Genomic DNA, 22276 nt, shown 5'->3' on the forward strand with positions numbered 1-22276 from the left:
GGCTGGCTCCGCTCTGACCGTCGACGCCGACCACGTCATCGTCCACGGCTTCCACGCCAACTATGCCGCCAAGGCCGAGAAGCCTGGCTACGCCATCGCTCTTGCTGTCGAGATCCTTCAGCAGACCGAGGGCTATGATCACTACGAGGATATGATCACCGGCCTCACCAACATCTTCGACCTGTGCGAGAACGCTGCTCAGCACTGCAAGAAGCTCGCCAAGAAGTTCGCCGAGGACTTCAAGGACGACAAGATGATTTACTTCATGGCTTCCGGTGCCTCCGAGAAGATGGCCTACTCTCACGCCGCCTTCCTGTTCACCGAGATGCAGTGGATCGACGCCGCCGCCTACAACACCGGCGAGTACTTCCACGGCCCGTTCGAGGTTTCCACCGAGGGTAAGCCCTACGTCTTCTTCATGTCCGACGGTGCCACCCGTCCGATGGACGCCCGCGCCCTCACCTTCCTTGAGCGCATGGGCGCCAAGGTCGCTCTGATTGACTCCAAGGACTACGGTCTGGCCGATGCCGTGCCGGCGAGCGTCATCACCTACTTCAACCCGCTGCTGCACCTCGCCGTTATGCGCGAGTACGGCAACCAGATCGCCGAGGCCCGTCAGCACCCGCTGACCATGCGTCGCTACATGTGGAAGCTTTCCTACTAATCACAAGTAAGTAAACCTTACGGGCTGATTGAGAGGGGATGGGGTTTGCGCCCCGTCCCCTTTTTGCTTTGGGGAGGGTGCGTCTGTCGCGCCGTAAAACCCCAGATAAAACCTACCAAAATAAACCTGATCCTTTTTGGCAGGTGGGAGGAGATGCGTATGATCAAGGCAGTGCTGTTTGACATGGACGGCGTGCTGGTCGATACAGAGTGGTTCTACAACCGTCGTCGTGTGGCGTTTATGGAGGAGAAGGGCTTCCACTTTGACGAGATCCCCGATCTTTCGGGGTCTAACGAGCCTGCCATTTGGGAGGCGCTGGTGCCCGACGATGTTGAGCTGCGCGAACGCCTGCGCGTTGAGTACAAGCAGGTCTATAGCCCGGACCATCCCGTTCCGTATGCCGAGCTGCTCAACGAGCAGACGGAGCCGGTGATGCGCAAGCTGCACGAGCGCGGCGTGAAGTGCGCCATCGCGAGCTCGTCCTATCGCGAGCTGATCGACGAGCTGGTGGAGATTGCCAACATCGCCGACGTGCTGGATTACACCATCAGTGGTCACGAGTGCAGTGCGTTTAAGCCCGACCCCGAGATCTACCTGCGTGCCATGGAGGCGCTGGGGGTGGAGCCCGCCGAGTGCCTGGTTATCGAGGATTCGCCTTTGGGTATCGAGGCCGGCAAGCGCTCCGGCGCCCGCGTCCTGGCGCTGCGTCCGCACGAGGGCGTTAACCTCGATCAATCGCGAGCCGATGCCGTTATTGATAATCTGACCGACATTTTGGCCGCTTTGTAGTGTCAATCCGCCGCGAGAAGCACGGGTTCAAACGTTTTTTGCGGTGGATTGGCTCAATTTGGTTTCGATTTTGATCCGTTTGGCTTCGATTCGGGCTAAGTGAGTAGACTTTTTGGCGTAGGCCGAGCACAAAGTGCATCTGCTCTAGTAAAACCGCAGGTCACAGGGATGGCGGTTTTGGGTGTGCACTGCAGGTCGCGTAAAGTCTACTCACTTGTAATTTGGGCCTTTGGTTGTGGGGGGTTGCTGGTCCCGCTTTGGTTGTCGAGGGAGAGTGAATTGAAGCGCCCCCGCACGCTCCGTGCTACAATCGCCGACATGCCTCACAATTAGATTTGCCTTCGAAAGGAGCCCGCGTGGCGAACGCCATCGATCAGCTCACGGACCGCGTGCTCGTGCTCGGCCGTCTCACCATCGTCCGCCGCGCCATTACTGCCGTGGCGGTCACGATTTCCGCCGTTCTCCAGACATTCCTGATCCAGGCGTTCATTCAGCCCGCCGACCTGCTTCCGAGCGGTCTTACCGGCGTCGCGGTCCTGCTCGATCGCGTTACCTCGCTCGGCGGTGTTCACATCGATATCTCGCTCGGTATGCTCGCGCTCAACATCCCCGTGGCGCTCCTATGCTGGAGCGGCATTAGCAAGCGCTTCGTCATCTTCTCGATGATGCAGGTCGTGCTCTCGTCGCTGTTCCTCAACGTCTTTCACTTCGCGCCGTTTTTGGGCGACAAGATCATGCTCATCATTTTTGGCGGCGTGGTCTCGGGTCTGGGCGCTGCCATCGCGCTTAAATCCGGCGCATCTACTGGCGGCACCGACTTTATCGCGCTGTGGGTTTCCAACCACACGGGCAAGACCATCTGGGGCGTCATCTTTGGCTTCAATTGCTTTATCCTGGCGATCTTTGGTTTTATGTTTGGCTGGGACAAGGCGGCGTACTCCATCGTGTTCCAGTTTATTTCGACCAAGACCATCGACAGTTTCTATCGTCGTTACGACCGCGTGACGCTGCAGATCACGACGCGCAAGGCAGACGAGGTCATGACCGCCTATGTTGACCATTTTCAGCACGGCATTAGCTGCGCCGAGGTCATTGGCGGATACAGCCGCGAAAAGATGTATCTGCTGCACGCCGTTGTCTCGACCTACGAGAGCCAGGACATTATCAAGCTGGTGTGCGACATTGATCCCGGCGCCGTGATCAATGTGTTCCACACGCTCAACTTTGTGGGCGGCTGGTGGGGCGGCCATGTCGACGAGCCCATGCCCACGGCCGTTCCCGATCCCGACAAGCCCGCACGCATGGCCAGCAGGCAGGCGCGCCTCAGCGAGCAGGACAGCCTGCAGCAGGACGACGGCAAGTAGGGTTTTGACATTTTACCGGCCCGGCGCAACCCTTCCGTATGAGCCCCACGAAAGCCCCGTTGCTTTCGAGGGACTTTCGTTTGCCCAGATAAAACCTGCCAAAATGAAGCTGTCGCTTTTTGGTAGGGAGGGTGTATCGTTTTATCAATATGAGGTAACATGAAACTAGACGTTATATACGTATTAGTTATTTCAATATTTCGATAAGAGTGATTAGATATGCCTGCGCCCAAAAATGCACCGCTTTACCAGCAGATTTACGACGAGATCAAGGATGCGATCGAGAAAGGTGTTTATGCACCCAAGGAGCGTATTCCGTCCGAGCTTGAGCTAGCCGAGCAGTACGACGTGAGCCGCATTACGGTGCGCCGCGCCGTCGAGGAGCTGTGCTCCGATGGCTACCTGGTTAAGCAGCAGGGCCGTGGCACCTTTGTCTCCACGCCGCACATCAACCGCCAGTTCCACGCTTCGACGCTGCAGACGTTTACCGCGCTGTGTGCCGATAATGACATGAAGGCGGGCGCGCATGTGGTCGATCGCCAGATTGTGCCGGCACGTCAAAACGAGATGGAGTTCTTTGGCCTGCAGAAGGACGCGCTGCTGCTGCACATCAAGCGCGTGCGTACGGCCGACGGCGAGCCCATTTTTGAGGAGAACATCTTTGTGCCGTTTGACGCCTACCGTGAGCTGTTGACGGCCGATCTTGAGGACAAGTCGATTTTTGCCGAGGTCGAGCGTGTTGGCGGAACGCCGATTGTCTCGGTTGGCTACCGCACGGTCGAGGCCGTTCGTGCCAATACCGAGCAGGCGGCCGAGTTGGGCATTGCTCCGCACGATCCACTGCTCAACCTGCGTGCCGGCTTTATCGGCCCCAATGGCGAGCCGGTCCTGATGGGTAAGCAGTACTACGTGGGATCGCGCTACGTTATGGTCATGTAGGGTTGGTTCCGCCGTTCTTACGAACGGCGGACCGATCGACGCTGCAAGCCCGCCAGAGCGGCAATCTGCCTTTCAACTTCGGCGGCATGATCAAAAGATCAATGCCGCCTTGTTTCAAGGCACCTTGCTCGCTCTGGTGGGCTTTCGCTGACATTGCCAAAACATTGACGTTGCCGGGCCGGCACTTGGGGACGTTCCTTTTGTGCCGGCACCTGGGGACACTCCTTAGTCGTTGGGGACGTTCTTAAACGACTAGTCATTCAAGAACGTCTCCAATGATTACCCGCAGAATGAGCGTGGCTGACAGCCGGGCGACGCCGGTCCGCGTGGCGGCGTATAATCGGCGGCAGATGACTTAGACGTTAGGAAACCATGACCGATAGCATGCAGCAGATGGCGCTCGACACGCTCGGCGCCTATTTTGGCTACACCTCGTTTCGCCCGGGGCAGGACCGCATGGTGGATGCGATTCTTGCTGGCCGCGATGCGCTCGGCGTTATGCCCACAGGCGCCGGCAAGTCTATCTGCTACCAGGTGCCCGCGCTCATGCTGCCCGGCATCACCTTTGTGGTGAGCCCGTTGCTGTCGCTTATGGAGGACCAGACCCGTGCGTTGCTCGCGGCGGGTGCGCGGCCCAGCTATCTCAACTCCAGCCTTACGCCGGCTCAGCAAAATACCGTGCTCAAGCGGGCGCGCGAGGGCCGCTATCAGCTTATGTATGTGGCACCCGAGCGTCTGCTCGAGCCGCGCTTTTTAGCCTTTGCGCAGGAAGCCGCGGCGGACGGTGGCATTGGCGTGCCGCTCGTGGCCATTGACGAGGCCCACTGCGTGAGCCAGTGGGGCCAGGATTTTCGTCCCGCCTACCTGCAGATTCGTGAGTTTATCGATTCGCTGCCGCGGCGCCCGATCGTGGCGGCGTTTACCGCCACGGCGACCGAGCGCGTGCGCGCGGACATTCAGCAGATGCTCGGCCTGCAAAACCCCGCGACGGTGGTGACGGGCTTCGATCGCAAGAACCTCTACTTTGGTTGCGAGGAGATGGGCGACAAGGCCAAGACTGCCTGGGTGCGCGACTACGTGATTGCGCATTCGAGCGAGAGCGGCATCGTGTATTGCTCGACTCGCAAGACGGTCGATGCGCTGGCGGGCGAGCTTGCCGAGGCGCTGGGACCCAGCGGCATTCGCGTGGGCCGTTACCATGCCGGCATGGGCAACGACGCCCGCCGCCAGAGCCAGCGTGCCTTTATCGACGACGACATTCAGGTGATGGTTGCCACCAACGCCTTTGGCATGGGCATCGACAAGCCCAACGTGCGCTACGTGATCCACAACAACGTGCCCGAGAGCATCGAGGCATACTACCAAGAGGCGGGCCGCGTTGGCCGCGATGGCGATCCGGCCAGCTGTTACTTGCTGTGGAACGGCAACGATTTTCGCATGCGCCGCTTTTTGATCGACCGCGGCGATGCTGCCGATGAGGCACTCGACGAAGAGCAGCGCGCGTGGGCGCTCCAGAACCGTTATCGCCTGCTCAGCCAGATGGAGGGCTACTGCAACACTACCGGCTGCCTGCGCGAATACATGCTGCGCTACTTTGGCGACGAGGCCGCGGCCGAGCATGCAGCGGCGGGCACGGACGGCACGGCGGACGAGGCCGAGGGTTGCGGCAACTGCAGCAACTGTCTCACACAGTTCGAGGTCGAGGACGTCACCGACATGGCCCGCGCCGCCGTGCGCTACGTTGCCATGCGCCCCATGCACTTTGGCAAATCGCTCATCGCCGACGTACTCCACGGCGGCAATACCGAGCGCATTCGCCAGATGCATCTGGACGAGGACCGCGGCTATGGTGAGCTGTCGAGTGAATCGGTCGGCCGCATTAAGGACATCATCGGCCAGCTGTGCGGCCGTGGCTACCTGGCCACCTCGCAGGGTCAGTATCCGGTGGTGGGCCTGGGTCCGCGTGCCGGCGAGGTCGAGGACGAGGCGTTCGTCTTTACCGTTAAGCGTCGCGCGTCCAAGCGCAAGGCCTCGGCCCGCGCCCGCCGCGCCGTCGACCTGCTGCGCGAGGAGGCCGAGCTGGATCAGCGCCCGCGCGTTGGCGACGATGCCGAGCTGTTCGAGTGCCTGCGTGCCCTCCGCAAGGAGATCTCGACCGAGCTGGAGATGGCGCCGTATATGGTCTTTTCCGACAAGGCCCTGCGCGGCCTGTGCCGCCTGCGTCCGCAGACGCGCGAGGAGCTGATCCAGGTCAACGGCATTGGCGAGAAAAAAGCCGACGCCTTTGGCGAGCAGTTTATGGCGGCGATTGAAGAGTTTGAATCCGAGCACGCACGGGATGGAGCGTAAACTATGGCAACCGAGAGCAAAACAGAGCGTTCCGAGCGCGCCGAGGTGCCCGCCGTGCCGCTGTATCAGCAGGTTATGGACGACCTAAAGGGCGAGATCTCGCGCGGCGTGTATCCGACCGGCTCGCGCATTCCATCCGAGATGGAGCTCGCGAAGTCCTACGGCGTGGGGCGCATCACCGTGCGCCGCGCCATCGAGGAGCTGTCGCGCGCGGGGTATCTTAGCCGCCAGCAGGGGAGGGGTACCTTTGTGTGCGCTCCCAAGCTCAAGCGCAAGATTGTCCAGAAAGGCGATGTTCAGAGCTTTACCGATGGCTGCGTTGCAAACGATATGGTGCCGGGCGCGCGCCTGGTGTCGCGCACGGTGGTCGCGGCAACGCACGAGGATGCGGCATTCTTTGGCGTGGAACCCGGCTGCGAGCTTATCGTGGTCGAGCGCGTGCGTACGGCCGACGGCGTCCCCGTCATGCTCGAGAACAACGCCTTTGTGCTTGCCGACCATCCGTATCTGCAAACACTGGCCGACGATGACCTTACCGACAATTCGATCTTTGCGCTTGTTGCCGAGCATTCGGGCCGTTCGCCGCTCAAATCCGATCCCTGCACGGTGGAGATTGCGCTTGCCGATGCTCAGGCGGCCCCGCTGCTCGAGGTTCCGATCGGCGAGCCGCTCTTCTACATGGAGGCGTACTTTACCGATTTTGATGAGCGACCTCTGCTGCTCGGCCGCCAAAAGATCGTGGGCTCGCGCTACGTGTTCGACATCTAACGTTCATAGATAGAACAATATAGAACAAATTTGCCGAAATGACTTTCCGAGCGATTGCTTGCGTGGTATAAATAGGACAACATAGAACGACCGCAGGTACGAGCTGTCGTCTAAAGTTGCCACACAAGGAGGAACATCAGTATGAACGCACATGATCTGGTTCAGGAAATCATCGAGCGCAAGGGTAAGATCGAGAACGTCTTTTGGATCGCCTGCGGCGGTTCGATGATCGACCTGATGCCGGCCAACGAGCTGCTCAAGCGCGAGGCCACCACGTTTACCTCCACGGTCTATACTGCGCGCGAGTTCTGCCTGATGGCCCCTAAGAGCCTCGGCGAGAAGTCGCTCGTCATCGCCTGCAGCCACAGCGGCAACACACAGGAGGTCGTCGACGGCTGCGAGATGGCGCTGGCTGCCGGTGCCGAGGTCGTTGCCATGACCGACTGCGAGGGCTCCAAGATCGATAGCGGCAAGTGGACCACCTGGGTTTACCCGTGGGGTGAGGGCGTGTCGCAGGCCGAGGTGCCGCAGGGCATCGGTGCTCTGATTGCCGCCGAGCTGCTCGACCAGCAGGGGGGCTACGAGGCGCTCGCCGACATGTACGAGGGCCTTAAGCAGATGGACGCGCTGCTGCCTGCCGCCCGCGAGAAGGTCAACGCCGAGCTGGGCGCCCGCTTTGCCGAGCTCTGCCAACAGCACAAGTTCTTCTACATCCTGGGTTCCGGCCCCAACTTTAGCCAGACCTACGCCATGGCCATCTGCTCGCTCATGGAGATGCAGTGGCAGCACTGCTGCTACATCCACTCCGGCGAGTACTTCCACGGCCCCTTCGAGGCCACCGAGCCCGGCGTGTTCTACTTTGTGCAGCTCGGCGCGGGCGAGTGCCGCCCCATGGAGGAGCGCGCGCTTGCGTTCCTCAACACGCACACCGACACGATCATGGTGCTCGACGCGCTCGAGTACGGCGTGGGCGAGGTACCTGCCAGCGTGCGTTCGTTCCTAGAGCCGATCTTCTTCTATGCGATGAGCTGCGAGCTGCGCGCCGCCCGCGGCAAGGTCTTCGACCACAGCCCCGAGTTCCGCCGCTACATGGGCGTCGAGCAGTACTAAGTAACGGGAATTATCTTTTTTTGGCGGGGTCTGCGCTGAGCGCGGGCCCCGTTTTGCGTTGTGGCGGCCGAATTTGTTCGGTTGGAAAAGTATTAGACCTAAATTTGCAAGCGTGCCGCATGAGTCAAAAAAGCGGGCCGCGCCGGTGGGTTTCCGGCGCGGCCCGCTTTACATTGCGTCCGTGTGAGCGAGTTGTCGCATCAACCGGCAGACTACTTGGCGTCGTAGGCCTCGGCGTCCCACCAGTCGAGCTGGGCGATGTTGTCGCGGATGTGCTGGCAGCTCTTGTGGAAGCCCTCGAGCTCGTGCTCGGACAGGTCCAGCGTGTAGACCTCCTCGACGCCCCCGGCACCGATCACGCACGGCAGGGAGGTGAAGATGCCCTCCTCGCCATACTGGCCGGTCATAAGCGTAGAGGCCGAAAGCACGGCGTGCTCGTTGTGCAGCACGGCGGCACAGACGCGCGCGGCGGAGTTGGCAACGGCGTACTCGGTGCACTGCTTGCCCTGGTAGGTTACGTAGCCGCCCTTGCGTGCAAGCTCCTCGACCTCCATGTGGTCAAAGGCGTACTTGTCGGGGTTTTCGGCCTGGAGCTCGTTGAGGCTCTTGCCGGCGATGGTTGCGGCCTTAAAGGCGGCCAGCTGGCTAAAGCCATGCTCGCCGATCATGTAGGCGTCGATGGACTTGGGACTCACGCCGACCTTCTTGGAGATCTCGGTGCGCAGGCGGGCGGAATCCAGGCCGCAGCCCGAACCGATGATCTTCTTGGGATCGTAGCCGGTCAGGTGCCACAGCTCGGTGCACACGACGTCGCAGGGGTTGGAGATGCTCACGAAGATGCCGTCAAAGCCGGCGTCGACGATGCGCTTGGCAAAGGTGCGGGCGGCGTCGGTGGTAAAGAACAGCTCGCCGTCGCGGTTGCCAGCGGCAAGCGCGACCTTGCCGGCGGCGTTGACGATGACGTCGCAGCAGGCCAGCTCCTCGTAGTGGTCGTAGCAGTTGACGATCTTGGTGTTGTACGGGACAAACGAAAGGGAGTCGCGCAGGTCCTGGACCTCGGACGTCACCTTGGCCTCGTTGATATCGCACAGGTACAGCTCATCGGCAATGCCCTGCATGAGCAGGCTGTTGGCGACATGTGCTCCTACGTGGCCCTGGCCGACCACACCGATCTTACGCGTCTGGTACATATATGTATCCTTTCGGCCGAGTTTTTCGCGTCGAACCATTGTAGCGTCCTGCCGTTACTTTGCTAGGCTAAAGTGCAGCAGATTTTAGAGACATGCCTTAATTTCTACTTTTGGGGCGTTTTGGGCCGTTGGCGGCATCGCTGGGCGATGTGCTCGCGCGAATGGGGCCGCTCGTTGTACCATAGCTGCAACTGACTCGTAAGGAGCATCCATGCCCATTCGCATTCCAGACGCCCTCCCTGCCGCCGCGCAGCTCGAGAGCGAGAACATCTTTGTCATGACCGAGTACCGCGCGCTGCACCAGGACATCCGTCCGCTGCGCGTGCTCATCCTCAACCTCATGCCCACCAAGATTGCCACCGAGACGCAGATCATGCGCAAGCTCTCCAACACGCCGCTACAGGTGGAGGTGGACCTGCTGCGCACCAAAACGCACGAGGCCACGCACGTGAGCGCCGGCCACCTGGAGACGTTCTACCGCACGTTCGACGACATCCGCGACATCCACTACGACGGCCTGATTATCACGGGCGCGCCGGTGGAGCAGATGCCGTTCGAAGAGGTCGACTACTGGCCCGAGCTCTGCCAGATCATGGACTGGTCCACCACGCACGTGCACTCTACGCTGCACATTTGCTGGGGCGCGCAGGCTGGCCTGTACCATCATTACGGTATCCAGAAGTACGACCTGCCGGCCAAGGCAAGTGGCGTGTTCGAGCATTATCTGGTGAAGCCGCAAAGCCCGCTGGTCCGCGGCTTCGACGACCGCTTCTATGCCGTGCACTCGCGCAATACCGATGTGCGCCGCGAGGACGTGGAGGCCGAGCCGCAGCTTGAGGTTGTGGCCGTGTCCGACGAGGTGGGCCTGTACATCGTCAAGTCGACCGACAGCCGTCGCTTCTTTGTATTTGGCCATCCCGAGTACGATACCGACACGCTGCGCTTGGAGTACGAGCGCGATGTGAAGCGCGGACTCAACCCGGAGGTGCCGGCGCATTACTTCCCGAATGACGACCCCACGGCCGAGCCGCGCAACGTCTGGCGCAGCCAGGCTCAGTTGCTCTACACCAACTGGCTCAACTACTACGTCTACCAGACCACGCCCTACGACCTGGCCCGCGCCGGCGAGGAGCACTAGGCCGTCGGGAGGTGCGCCAGCCGTTAGGCGCTGACGATGTGGGGCAGCGGCAGGTCGTGGGCGTCGGTGGGAACGTGGTCGACGCGTTGTTCGTCAAAGGCGATGCCGACGATTTGACATACGGGCGAGAGCATGGGCAGGTAGCGGTCATAGCAGCCGCCGCCGTAGCCCAGGCGCGCGCCGGCGCGGTCGAAGGCCACGAGTGGCACGATAATCATGTCGAGAGCTTCGGCAGGCACGATAGGGAAGCGGCTGCTGTCGATGTCCGTGGCCGCGAAGGCCCGCGTAGGGTGGGCGATAAACGGGGCCGCGGACGCATCGTCGGCGGCAACTGCCCGCATGCACATGCGCTGGCCACAAGCTGCGGCATCAACTGCCGAGAGCATGCACGGATAGGCCACGCGCCAGCCGCGTTTGGCGGCCGCAGCGGCAAACGCGGCTGGGTCGACTTCGGAGCCCATCGCGGCATAGATGGCAACGGTGTGCGGCGCCGCGGCATCCAAGCGATCCAACAGCTCAACAAGCCGCGCGCAGATAACGGCAGACTTCGCTGCCCGCAAGTCCAAATCAAGAGCATCGCGCCGGGCAATCACCGCTCGCCGCAATTTAGCCTTGTCCATCCCAACCTCCTCTAGCAAACCTGCCAAAAAGGGACAGGTTTATTTTGGCTGGTTTTATCTGGGTAAACAGCAAAAACAACCACGAAGGGGACACATGCACCTTCGTGGTGGTCTGTGCTGTGATGGGCGTCTGCGGCGGTTTGTCTCGATCTGTAACAGTAACTCGGCAAAATTGAACTTAGATGTTACAGATTGAGACAAAGAGCTGGTGCCGTTCGGGAACGTCTCGATCTGTAACATCTGGAGCCAATATTGCCGCCTTAGCGTTACAGATCGAGACAAACCGGCAGACTGCGGCAAAAGAAAAAGGTAGATTTTCAGGCATGTCCCAAAAATCTACCTTTGTTGTGGTTAGCCCATCAGGTCGACTACGTTAAAGCCGGCGTTGCTCTTGGCGATGACGTCACGACCGCCAAAGACGCAGGTGGGTGAGACGGCCGCGATGCGCGTCACGTCGGCGCCGAGCGAGCGCAGCTCACCGGGCGTGGCGGCGAGCATCTGGGCGCGACGCTCCTCGCGCGCATGCGGATCGAGCCCGGCCAGGTAGGTCGTGTTGCGGCGCTTAGTGAGTGCGTACGGCTTCACCGGCGCGTCCATGCCGCTCACGCAGCTCACGATAAAGCCCTCAAAGGCGGCCTCGTCGGGCTCAAAGCTGCCAAGCCATGTACCCGCGCGCTCCACGCGCTCAATCGAGGGGTCGATCGCCGGGTCGCGGTAGGTGTAGAACGCCGCCTGACGCTCGCCAGCCGCGCGGAATCCGCAGCCGTACGCGCCGCCCTTCACGCGGATTTCGTTCCACAGGTAGTCGTAGGAGAGTGCGTTGGCGGCAACCGCCCAGGCGCCCGTCACGTCAATGCCCAGGCGACGCGGGTCGCACGCGCTTGCCGCAAAGCAGACGTCGCTGGGGATGACAAAGGCCTCGTGGCGGTCGCGCGGCGCCGGCACCACGAGCGTGCCGCTGCCAGCACCGTCGCCAGCGCCAAGCCCCAGGTCGCCCGCGGCATCCCAGTACGCATTGAAGTCCTCGTCGCTGCCGGTGAAGCTCGCCATGCAGTCATCGGCCACAAAGATGCGGTCTGCCAGCTCGGCAAGCTTGGCGCGCAGGTCGTCCAGGCGCTCGTCAAAGTGCTCGAGCAGATCGCGCAGGAACAGGTAGAAATCCACGCCCGAAAGCTGCTCGCGCACCACGGCCGAAGGCGAGCTGTAGCTCATCGCGCGACCGAGCGCCGCCGAGTGTCCGTTGTTGATAAAGCCCTGCTCAAGCCCAATGCGAATCTGCGTGAGCACGTCGCGCACGCGGTCGGCATCGGCATCGAGCAACAGTGTGCTCGACCATACCTCGCGCGGCAGGCTTGCCAGCGCATCGATCTTCTCAGACAGGGCGCCGGCGCTCACCAGCAGGTAGGGGCGCACGCCGTCCACGTCGGGCTGGGTCATGACCTCGGTCGTAAAGCTCAAAAAGCCCAGCTTGCCGGCGAGCAGGTTGTCGAGTTCCTCGGCCGAATGCTCGCGCGTGGGCAGCTGCTTGAGCAGGCGGCAGAGCAGCGTCACGTAGGGCAGGTCCTCAAATGCGACGCAGCTCAGGTCGAAATACTGCATGGCGTAGGCCAAACGGTTGGTGGGAATGTCGTGGCGCAGGCAGGGGATGGGCGCAGTCGTGTCCACAACGAGCGGCGGCTCGGGGCGCGCCGCGCCAATGTCGGATACACGCAGACGCGGTAGCGTGGCCTTGTTCTCGGGCGTGTCCTCCGCCTCCTGCGCGGCACGCAGCACAGCCGTGCGCTCGACTACGTCCGCCAGCTCGGCATCGGTCATGGCGTCGCGCTTGGCAGCCAGCTCGGCAGCTTCGGCACCCTCCGCACCCTCGGCAGCGTCTACCGGCACCAGCTCGACCAGCGCCATGTGGTCGTTCTCCAGCACGAGCTCGCGCAGCAGGTCCTCAAAATAGCTGCCGTCCAGCTCGCCACGCAGCTCCTCGTACACCGGGCCGTACTTGAGCGCCAGCGTCGCGGCGTCGTCATCGTAGAGCCACGTGCTCAGTGCGTCGCACGCAATGGCCACGCCGTCGGCGTTGCCATAGTCGCGCTGGCGCAGGTCGTATTCGTTGCTGCTGATGATGGCCTCCAGGCGCTCGCGCGGAACGCCGTGCTCACACAGGTCGCGGCAGGCGTCTTGGAACACGCGACGCAGCTCGCGCGCCACGCCGGGCTGCGCGTTTTGCAACATGATGAGCTCGTAGGGCTGCAGGCTTTCGGCCGCGGTGTAGCTCACCACGTTGCCGCCCAGGCCGGCGGCCAGAATGGCCTTCTTAACCGGCGCTTCGTTGGAGCCCAGCAGTGCCTCAAACAGGATGTCCGCCGCGATCGTGCGCTTGCGATCGAGCGCACTGCCCAGCACCAGGCCCAGGCCCACCAGGGCGTTCTCGGGCGTGGTGGCCATCTCGATGCGCTTGTACTCGCAGGTCACGGGTGCCTGCACGCCCAGTGGATTGGGTGCCAGCGCGGACGGGTCCTCGCCGGCGGCAACGGCGGCGTCCATGCGGCGGCTCGCAGCGCTCGGCTGCGACAGATAGCGCTCGTCCAAAAACGCCAGCGCGCGGTCCACATCCAGGTCGCCGTAGAGCGTTATATAAGAGTTGGAAGGATTGTAGTGGCGCGCGTGCGTGTCCAGGAACTGCTCGTAGGTGAGCGCGGGAATCGCGCGCGGGTCGCCACCGCTCTCGTGCGCATAGGCGGTGTCGGGATAGAGCGCGGAGTTGACGGCATCGTCCAGCACGCTCATGGGGTCGGACAGCGCACCCTTCATCTCGTTGAACACCACGCCGTTATAGCGCAGCGTGCCCTCGCGCAGGCTCGCGGAGCTGCCCTTGCCCTCGGCGCCCTCCGGCAGGTCCAGCTCGTAGTGCCAGCCCTCCTGCTCAAAAATGGTTGGCTTGGTATAGATGGCCGGGTTGAACACCGCGTCCAGGTACACGTCCATCAGGTTGTACAGATCCTGCTCGTTGGTGGTGGCAACGGGGTAGATGGTCTTGTCGGGGTAGGTCATGGCGTTGAGGAACGTTTGCATGGAGCTTTTAATCAGGTCCACGAACGGCTCCTTGACGGGGAATTTGGCCGATCCGCACAGTACCGAGTGCTCAAGAATATGAAACACGCCGGTGGAATCGGCCGGCGGCGTCTTAAAGCCAATGGCAAAGGCCTTGTTTTCGTCGTCGCATGCCAGGTACAGCAGGCGAGCGCCCGAGGCAGTGTGGCGCAGCACGTAGGCGTCCGAGTCGAGCTCGGGCACGGTCTCGCGGCGCTCGACGGCAAAACCGTGGCAGGTGGTACCGGGTACCAGCAGCGCGGCGGCAGCGGCGCGCGGATCGGTTGAGGTGGTGGACATATGCAGTCTCCTTTGACGCCCCAGCGGGGGCGAATCGAGTCGAATCCTCGAGAGTATACCCATATGGGGCCGCGACCCTGCGGCGAACTGGAGACGATGCAGCCGGATTGGGCATAGGTCCCGCGTGCCCGCCGCACGAGCGTGGAAAATTGGACACTCGCCAAACGAGAGTGGATATTCGGACGGACGAGCGAGGATTTCCGGATACCTATCGAACGAGAGTGGATATTTGGACGGAATTTGCCGCAAAAGCCCCAAAAACCGTCCAAATATCCACTCTCGATATCCGACCGTCCGAAAATCCTCGCTCGTCCATCACTCGCGTATCTCTCATCTCTCACTCATCTCTAATACGAGAGATAACAGAAAGACGAGAGATAAATATGAGAGATAACTGAGCAGCAAAGAGACAAGCAATCATGGTATTATCTCAATACCGATTGTTCTACCAGCAAAAATATGTATAAATGAAGCAAATGGTAGACATTCCATCTCTATCTATCTCTTATCTCTAAGCTGAGAGATAGAGAGATAGATGAGAGATAATTACGAGAGATAACTAAGAGACGAGGGAAATCCATTCGCGGCATTCTTCGCAGAACCAAGCGAAAGGACGTGCAGATGAACGAAAACGAACTGACCGGTCTGCTCGAGTCTTTAAGGCGCATGGGCTCGGACGATCTTAACGTCGAGGTCAAGGAGAGCGCCACGACGCTTTCCCGCGACGTGTGGGAAACGGTGAGCGCATTCGCGAACACTGCCGGCGGAATCATCGTGCTCGGAGTGAGTGAGCGCGCAGGTTTTGTCCCGGTTGAGAACTTCGAGACCGAGAAAGTGCTCAACCAGTTTGTGTCAGGCATGGGTGATGCGGGCGGTCGAGGAAAGCTGGCCAATCCGCCCAAATACACGATCGAGCGAGTGGAGCTTCAGGGCGTCATCGTTCTCGTCATTACGATTGAGGAGCTCGATCCGTCGAGCAGGCCCTGCTATGTCATAGAGCGGGGCGCCCAGGGCGGCAGCTACAAGCGCATCGATGACAAAGATGTGCCGCTTTCATCGACCGAGGTGCTCGCATTGGCGTCATGCGGTCGAGCGACTCCGAGCGATCGCGACGCGGTGGCGGGTGCGGGCGCGGACGATCTCGACGAGACGCTGGTCGACCGTACGATAGATCGGGCTTTCTCGTTGACGCCCCGGGCAATGCGCGGCGCGCCGGACAAACAAACGAAGCTGGAGCGCCTAAATATCCTTGATTCCCAGGGCAATGTCACCAAGGCTGGACTCCTAGTTGTGGGCACCTACCCTCAGCAGTTCTATCCCAAGCTCTTCATTGACGTGGCTGTCCATGCGGGAACTCAGAAGGGCATGGCGGGGTCGCTGAGGTTCATGGACCGCACAATCTGTGAGGGAACGTTGGGCGAGATGATCTCGGATGCCGTCGCAGCCGTCGCCAAGAATTTGCGGCGAACCTCGGCCGTCCAAGGCGTCTCGCGTGTCGACTCGCTTGAGATTCCCGAGGAGGTTCTGCGCGAGGCAATCGCCAACGCCGTAATCCATCGAGAATACGGGGATCGGTTCTGTGGACAATCGATTGCCGTCGACGTCTTTGATGATCGTGTCGAGGTGACAAATCCTGGCGGCCTTTACGGGGGAAAGACTCGCGAGAACTTGTTTGACGGCAGCTCCCGATGCCGTAACGCGACGCTTGTGAAGCTCATGTCGATTGTCCCGCTGCCGGATGGCGCAGGTTCGCCGGCTGAGGGCAATGGCTCGGGCATCCCGATGATGATCGATGCCATGCGCGCGCATGGTCTGGCCGGGCCCCTGTTCTGCCCGGGATTCGATCGGTTCAAGGTCGTACTTTACCGTTCAAAGATCGAGCCGGTCGATCATGGCGGGGGCTTAATTGTGACGGCACTCAAACACTACGGCGAGCTGGGGACGCGCGAGCTGGCAGAGCACACAGGGCTCACAATTTCCCAGGTTAGGTCGCGCGTCAACGCGCTCATTGCTCAAGGCGAGCTTGAGCCCACGGCGCCGGCGACGAGCCGCAACCGCAAGTATCGACTGTCGGAGCGCGTGGGATAGATGCGTTAGTGGACGAGGCGACCCAATAATCGACCCTCGATTGGCGTCCATTAAGGTAAAGCGGTTGTTGCCCAGTCGACGGTGATGCTAAAGACTCGGCTTACGCCGGCATGGCCCCGAACCCGTCTATCAGGAACAGCCTAAGAACCAGCTTGATGACATTTCCCGGTTTGACTTCTGCCGCGTCAAAGACGTGGCGCTCGGCGAGCTCGCTGCAGTATGCATAGATGTCGCGGATAAGGTCCGCGCCCGAGAGCGTAAACATGTAGCCTGCGTCCGAAAGCGCATTGGGCGCGGCAGGCAACTTGGCCATGTGGCAGAACGTTTGCAGGTCGGGCGCCATAACGTTCTGGTAGTCGAGGTGGCCGTTGGCATCCTGCGCGGCAACCTCCAATTGGCGCACAAAATCCAGCGCCGCCGCTAACACAAAGCTCGGCGTAGGCGCATTGACGTCCTGAGTGGTCGCCACAAGCCTGCCCGCCGCCTGCGTGACAAGCCAAGCGACCTCGCGCTGGCAACGCACGGCCTTGCGCGTAACCGGCTTGATGGACGAAGAAGAAACGCTTCCCTTAGGCGGATTCGAAACAGCCACAAGAACCTCCCATGAACGACCCGGCCCAACAAGCCCGGATGAAACACGTGCTACATCAGTATACAGGGAAGTGGGGTAGCGGGGTACAAGCGCGCCAGCGGCAAACCGAGAGCATCAACGATGTGCCGATCGCGGAATGAGATCTCGTAATAATTGACTCTCGGCCATATTATTGAGGGGCATGACTCGCGTTCGTATGGTTGTAGGTGCTGGCGATGAACGACATTGACCTTGCTGTTCCGTTGATGGATGGACCAAGCTATGACCGCGCCTGCAGTCTCGTGCCTTCCGAATACGTTGAGGCATGGGAGTGGTTTCTGGGTGAGGAACAGCGCGGCGGCGTTTGGACCAGCCTTCCGCACCACACCAAGGAAGATAGTCCTCAGTATCAGTACCGTTTGAGAATTGGCTCGGACTTCTTTCCCGTAACGCGGGATTCAGGGATCTTCTGGCCGGGCCAGGATCGGGTGAAGCAAGATCCCAATAAGATCTTTGCGCTTTCGGTCCATAACTCTAAAAAGAGCTTCTACACCGATGTGCCTCCGCTCTATTTGGATGACGGTACGTGGGTCATTAAGTATTCGGTCCAAGCGCCAGGAGCCGTTGGTTCTCGAGACCAGAATTACAACCGTAAAATGCTCAACTGCATGGAATGTGGCGTCCCAGTCGGAGTCATATTTGCAACCGAGGTGGGCTATAAGGTGCTCGGCCTTGCGTTTGTTGAGCGGTTCGAGCCCGAAAATGGATGGTTTGTTCTGCACGGTCCTGTTCATAAAGGCGGACCGGACCCTCGTTTTGCGCCCGACATGAGTTATCTGAAGCACATACCCGTCGATATTGAGTTTGCCGGACAGGGTGCGACCGACGACGAAAAGGTCCGCTATGCGTTAAGGCGCGAGCGATTGGGGCAGCAATGGTTCCGCAAGCAGCTCGTTGCCGCCTATGATGGCCGTTGCGCGGTGTCGGACTGCGGCGTCAGTGAAGCTCTGGAGGCTGCACATATCGAGAATTACTCGGGACCCAAATCGCAGGTTGCCAGCAACGGTATTCTGCTTCGGCGCGATCTTCATTCCCTATTTGATGCTCACCTGATTTCGTTTGAGCCTGTTTGCGGCGAATATCGGCTGTGCGGATCGTACCTGCTGGATAAGACCGACTACGCTTCCTTTGCGGGTGCGACGCTAAGGCAGCCGGATGAGCGTCAGTGGCGACCCGATACGGTGTTTCTTGAGGCCCATCGCATTGAGTTCGATCGCTCGGAAAAGAAGCGTGAAAAGGCGGGGCTTCTGCCGTATTAGCGTATTTGGCTTTGGCATTCTTTGACGATCGTGTTGTTTGATCGGATCGCGTGGCGATGCAATCTCGCGCACGCCCGCCGGTGCATGCTCTTCCTGATTTGTATAGCGAGAGGGGAGCGTATATGAGCTGGCGAGGCGATATTGCGATGGGGAAGTACGGAAAACTGCCGTGTGCCCTTATAGACAACAATATGTTTCCGAGCGTAGAGGTTGATTGCGGGTCGTTTGTCGTCACCTGCCCTTGCTGCGGCTCGCAAATACCGTGTCTCGACATTCGGTTCATCGATGCGCGCGACAGACTCAGCGACGAAGTGAGAAAACAGACAGGCGTTCATATGCCGGTGTATCCGGAGAAATGCCCTGTTTGTGGCCTCGATATCGTGTATGACGCCGGCGACGAGGGATAGGTGATGCGGAGGAGCTGGCTGTGAAGGCTTCTCCGTCTCTACAAATAAATCCCCTCACCGAGTTGCTTGTGGAACTCGGCGTGATGGTCGCGTGCCCAGGTAAAGAGCGCCTGGTCAAAGTCGGTACGCGTGGCCGGGACGCCAAAGACGCCGGCAACTTCGACGCGTATAAACTCCAGTGCCGGCAGCTTGTTGATGGCAGTGAGGGCAAACGGGGACGAGGGCTCCTCGAACAGATAGCGGCTGCCTTGCAGCGCGTCGCAACTGGTGCACGTGTTGCCGAGCGACGGGGCTTTGGAGGCTCGCGCGCCTACGGGCTTGTAGCCGCAGCGCTTATGAAGGTAGTCGCGGATCTCGCCCGGCACGCAGCCAAGAGCGGGCACGATGGCGAGTGCGTTGGCGTTGGCCGTGTCGATGGCAATGTGCCCGGATTCGTTGGGCGCGTGCGCGATGGCGACGCTCTCGTCGTTATCGGTTCGATAGGGAATGCCGAGGGCCGCGACCGAGGTCTCTTTGTGACACTTCCAGCACTCGCGCTTGCCCAGTACTAGATATATATACGGCGCTGAGGGGTCGGATCGGTCAACACCGGGCAGCCACTCGGCAAAGGGCTCGGGGTTGACGCCGCTGGGTACATACCAGACCTTCTTGGTCCGGTCCCATTTGGCGCCCAGCGCCTTGGCTTCTTCTTTGTGCGAAAAGGGGACATCGAGCTCGGTGCGCATGGCGGCTCCTTGGTGCTGCAGGTGCAAGTGGCCCAAGGATACCGCAGGGCGCAGACATCGCGGCGTTTTGCTGAGAAGTTGCGGTGCGGACTGATTGGTTATGCCGATGGATAGATCGGCAAGTAGATGGTCGGCTTTTGGCTAGTTGGGCGGTTGGAACTGCCGGCGGATTTGGCGACATAAAACAAAACAGCCCAGAGGACATAGCCTCTGAGCTGCGAACATTTGGTGGGCGTTAGAAGATTTGAACTTCTGACCTCTTCCGTGTCAGGGAAGCGCTCTCCCCCTGAGCTAAACGCCCGATCAAGGGTGCGCAAGCGCGCAAGGGATAATATAACGGAGCCTGAACTCGGTGGCAAGAACATTTTTAAAAATCGCTTACATTGTGGAATTCGGGGGCTTTGCCATATCCATTTCAAAAGAGCCTGCTGCCGCGATTTGGCTGTCGCATAATGCAAGGCCATTGCGGTATCGAGCTATGGAAAGACGCCTGCGGAATTGTCCTACCGATAAGCGGACAAGCCTCCAGCTGGTGACTTCGCCGTGGTAAGGTAAACCGAATTGTTTCCAGGCTGTTTCGGGGGAGTGGAATGAGCAAAGAGTGTGTCGAGCAGGTCGAAGGCGCAGGGGCTTCGGTGCCGATGACCGATATGTCGAACATTGATGTGCCCGAGGGCACCGACGAGCTCAGCCGTAGCACCCGCCGCGCCTGGCGCGACCGCCTTAACGATGCGTCGTCGCGCAAGATGATCACGGGCGTCTTGGCTACGTTGGTGGGCGGTTCGTTTTGGGGCTTCTCGGGCACCAGCGCGAGCTTTCTGTTCGATACCTACCACGTCGACACCTTGTGGCTTATGAGCGTGCGTCAGATTCTCGCCGGTCTACTCTTTATGGCCGTGGTTGTTACGCGCGACCGCGAGCGCCTGATTAAGCTCTGGACCACACCCGCCGATCGCAAGCAGCTGCTGCTCTTTACCGCCTTTGGCCTGCTGTTCAACCAGTTTTGCTATCTTTCGGCCGTGCACCTGACGAACGCCGGAACCGCGACGGTGCTCCAGTGCCTGCAGCTCGTTATCATCATGGGCTACGCCTGCGTGACCGATCGCCGCATGCCGCGTACTCGCGAAGTCATCGGCATTGGCCTGGCTCTGGGTGGAACCTTTTTAATTGCCACCGGCGGCGACCCTACCAGCCTGAATATCTCGCCGCTTGGCCTGGCAGCAGGTCTTATGTGTGCGGTCAGCGCCGCGTGTATGGCGGTGATTCCCGCCAAGATCCTGCCCGAATACGGTAGCCCCATCGTCACGGGCTCGGCAATGCTCACGGCGGGCGTGGCCTCATGTGTCTTCGTGCAGCCCTGGGCGCATATGCCGGCGCTCGATGCCGCCGGTATCGAGGCGCTCGCGGTGTTCGTGGTTATCGGCTCGTTTTTTGCTTACATGCTCTATATGCAGGGCGTTAAGGACATCGGCTCGGTGCGTGCGAGCCTCATCGGAACTGTGGAGCCGGTTTCGGCGACCATCACCAGCGCCGTTATGCTGGGCACGGTGTTTTTGCCGACCGACCTTATCGGCTTTGCCATGATCATCGTGATGATGTTCCTTACGGTGTAGTTGACGCCGCCGCCAAGACAGAAAAGGTGTTGTGCCGCATTTTCGCCAATTGATGCCCGTGTCTGGAGTTTAGCTGTCGATGCTCAAAATGCCATAGACTAGTAACGTTATGGACTTTTTCATTGCGACTCAATTGCGAGGATTTCTTTATGGCTGGTAATCACTTTAAGGGCGGCGATAGCGGCCGTCCTGCAGTTCCGCCGCGTCCGAACGGGGCTGGTAAGGCCGGCACGCCGGGCGGCGCTGGACAGGGCGGTTCCGGTAAGCGCGTGTCCCCGGGCGAGACGGCGATGTTTACCGCTCTGTACGAGCAGTCTCAAAAGGCAAAAAAGACCGGCCGTGCAAGAGGGAATGTCTTTGCGGGCGGTGCAACCTCCACGTCGCAGCCGAGCGGGGCTCCTTCGGTACCTGCGAACAACGCAGGTGCTGCCAACGCCGCGAATACCGCCGGCAACGTTAATGCCGGCAAGGCCGCCAACAATACTCCCTCTTCCGGTGGCGCGGGGCTTACAGGTAACCTTGGCACGATTTACACCGGCGCCTCCGAGACTGGCACGTTCGCCCGCCTGGATGATAGCGGTGCCGAGTTTGCGGGCTCGGGTTCCAAGGAAGATTATTACGATTTTGGCTTGAACTACGGTAGCGACGCTTCGTCGAGTTCGACCTCTGACGGTCTGGTCCGTCATCGCCATCGCAAGGGCGAGCGCAAAAAGCGTCACACTGGCGCCATTATTGCCGCTGTGGTCGTGGTGCTTCTCGTTGCGCTTGGCGCAAGCGGCTTTATGCTGCTTAACTCGGCAAAGACCGTAAAGAGCGAAGCGAAGGAGGCTGTCGAGATTGTCGGTGGCCTTAAGGACAAGGTCACGTCGGGCGATTTTTCGACGCTGCCTGACGACGCGAAGAAGATCGATGAGCTCTGCGACAGCATGAAGGCGGAGACTTCGAGCCCGCTGTGGACGGCGGCTTCGTTTATCCCGGTGTATGGCAGTGACATCAACGCAGCCCGCACCATGATTGATGCCCTGTCCGATGTCTCGAGCAACGCGCTGGTTCCCATGGCCGATAACCTTTCGCAGGCTACGCCCGGCAAGCTGTTCCAGGACGGCATGATTAACGTGTCCGCGCTGCAGGCGGTCGCCGATTCGCTTTCCAGCAGCTCGAAGGTGTTCAAGAGCGCCAACGAGAAGGTCCAGGGCATTGGCGATACTCATATTTCCCAGGTGACCGAGCTGGTCGAT

General features: G+C 60.3%; 17 protein-coding genes and 1 tRNA gene. 12 read left to right on the forward strand and 6 right to left on the reverse strand.

The genetic code is table 11. The features are described from left to right. From AB5Z54_RS02430 to AB5Z54_RS02460, 7 genes are all read left to right on the forward strand, one after another. A partial coding sequence (locus AB5Z54_RS02430) for an SIS domain-containing protein (protein WP_368160018.1) occupies positions 1-664 on the forward strand: 664 nt, incomplete at its 5' end. Positions 665-823: 159 nt separating this feature from the next. Next, positions 824-1453, forward strand: a complete 630-nt coding sequence (locus AB5Z54_RS02435; protein ID WP_368160021.1) for an HAD family hydrolase — start codon at positions 824-826, stop codon at positions 1451-1453. A 356-nt stretch (positions 1454-1809) separates the two neighbouring features. Then, a complete protein-coding gene (locus AB5Z54_RS02440) occupies positions 1810-2817 on the forward strand; it encodes a YitT family protein (RefSeq protein WP_099432583.1) in 1008 nt (335 codons plus the stop codon). Between the two features lie 219 nt (positions 2818-3036). Continuing rightward, positions 3037-3756: a GntR family transcriptional regulator gene (locus AB5Z54_RS02445; RefSeq protein ID WP_368131287.1), complete on the forward strand. Its 720-nt coding sequence runs from the start codon at positions 3037-3039 to the stop codon at positions 3754-3756. Positions 3757-4128: 372 nt separating this feature from the next. After that, positions 4129-6105, forward strand: a complete 1977-nt coding sequence (locus AB5Z54_RS02450) for a RecQ family ATP-dependent DNA helicase (RefSeq protein WP_368160024.1) — start codon at positions 4129-4131, stop codon at positions 6103-6105. 3 nt (positions 6106-6108) lie between these two features. Then, complete coding sequence (locus AB5Z54_RS02455; RefSeq protein ID WP_316370750.1) at positions 6109-6873, forward strand: GntR family transcriptional regulator; 765 nt, start codon at positions 6109-6111, stop codon at positions 6871-6873. A 141-nt stretch (positions 6874-7014) separates the two neighbouring features. Next, the gene (locus AB5Z54_RS02460) at positions 7015-7983 is read left to right on the forward strand and encodes an SIS domain-containing protein (protein WP_368160026.1); all 969 of its coding nucleotides are present in this window, start codon (positions 7015-7017) and stop codon (positions 7981-7983) included. Between the two features lie 212 nt (positions 7984-8195). Here the strand turns inward: AB5Z54_RS02460 and AB5Z54_RS02465 are convergent, their stop codons facing one another. Further along, positions 8196-9173, reverse strand: coding sequence for an L-lactate dehydrogenase (locus AB5Z54_RS02465; protein WP_368160029.1), 978 nt, complete (start codon positions 9171-9173; stop codon positions 8196-8198). Between the two features lie 211 nt (positions 9174-9384). Here AB5Z54_RS02465 and metA point away from each other — a divergent pair, with 211 nt between their 5' ends. Then, positions 9385-10311 (forward strand): homoserine O-acetyltransferase MetA, encoded by a 927-nt coding sequence (gene metA / locus AB5Z54_RS02470; RefSeq protein ID WP_349127654.1) that lies wholly within the window; start codon positions 9385-9387, stop codon positions 10309-10311. A gap of 23 nt (positions 10312-10334) precedes the next feature. Here the strand turns inward: metA and AB5Z54_RS02475 are convergent, their stop codons facing one another. Both AB5Z54_RS02475 and AB5Z54_RS02480 read right to left on the reverse strand, forming a co-directional pair. Continuing rightward, the gene (locus AB5Z54_RS02475) at positions 10335-10931 is read right to left on the reverse strand and encodes a 5-formyltetrahydrofolate cyclo-ligase (RefSeq protein WP_368160032.1); all 597 of its coding nucleotides are present in this window, start codon (positions 10929-10931) and stop codon (positions 10335-10337) included. A 351-nt stretch (positions 10932-11282) separates the two neighbouring features. Continuing rightward, positions 11283-14315, reverse strand: a complete 3033-nt coding sequence (locus AB5Z54_RS02480) for an insulinase family protein (RefSeq protein WP_368160033.1) — start codon at positions 14313-14315, stop codon at positions 11283-11285. Positions 14316-14936: 621 nt separating this feature from the next. On the opposite strand from AB5Z54_RS02480, the gene AB5Z54_RS02485 reads away from it, so the two are divergent. Then, complete coding sequence (locus AB5Z54_RS02485) at positions 14937-16403, forward strand: ATP-binding protein (protein WP_368160036.1); 1467 nt, start codon at positions 14937-14939, stop codon at positions 16401-16403. Between the two features lie 100 nt (positions 16404-16503). Here the strand turns inward: AB5Z54_RS02485 and AB5Z54_RS02490 are convergent, their stop codons facing one another. Further along, a complete protein-coding gene (locus AB5Z54_RS02490; protein WP_035136794.1) occupies positions 16504-16995 on the reverse strand; it encodes a hypothetical protein in 492 nt (163 codons plus the stop codon). A 215-nt stretch (positions 16996-17210) separates the two neighbouring features. Here AB5Z54_RS02490 and AB5Z54_RS02495 point away from each other — a divergent pair, with 215 nt between their 5' ends. Then, complete coding sequence (locus AB5Z54_RS02495; protein WP_006235116.1) at positions 17211-18293, forward strand: HNH endonuclease; 1083 nt, start codon at positions 17211-17213, stop codon at positions 18291-18293. A gap of 445 nt (positions 18294-18738) precedes the next feature. Here AB5Z54_RS02495 and AB5Z54_RS02500 read toward each other — a convergent pair whose 3' ends face one another. Both AB5Z54_RS02500 and AB5Z54_RS02505 read right to left on the reverse strand, forming a co-directional pair. Further along, positions 18739-19425: a DUF5710 domain-containing protein gene (locus tag AB5Z54_RS02500; protein WP_368160039.1), complete on the reverse strand. Its 687-nt coding sequence runs from the start codon at positions 19423-19425 to the stop codon at positions 18739-18741. 226 nt (positions 19426-19651) lie between these two features. Continuing rightward, positions 19652-19726 (reverse strand) — tRNA-Val (locus tag AB5Z54_RS02505). A gap of 289 nt (positions 19727-20015) precedes the next feature. On the opposite strand from AB5Z54_RS02505, the gene AB5Z54_RS02510 reads away from it, so the two are divergent. Further along, positions 20016-21038 (forward strand): DMT family transporter, encoded by a 1023-nt coding sequence (locus AB5Z54_RS02510; protein WP_368160040.1) that lies wholly within the window; start codon positions 20016-20018, stop codon positions 21036-21038. Positions 21039-21187: 149 nt separating this feature from the next. After that, positions 21188-22276, forward strand: a 1089-nt coding sequence (locus tag AB5Z54_RS02515) for a hypothetical protein (protein ID WP_368160043.1), incomplete at its 3' end; no start/stop codon positions are given.

The sequence above is a fragment of the Collinsella aerofaciens genome (genome assembly GCF_040910185.1).
GTDB lineage: Bacteria > Actinomycetota > Coriobacteriia > Coriobacteriales > Coriobacteriaceae > Collinsella > Collinsella aerofaciens_BF.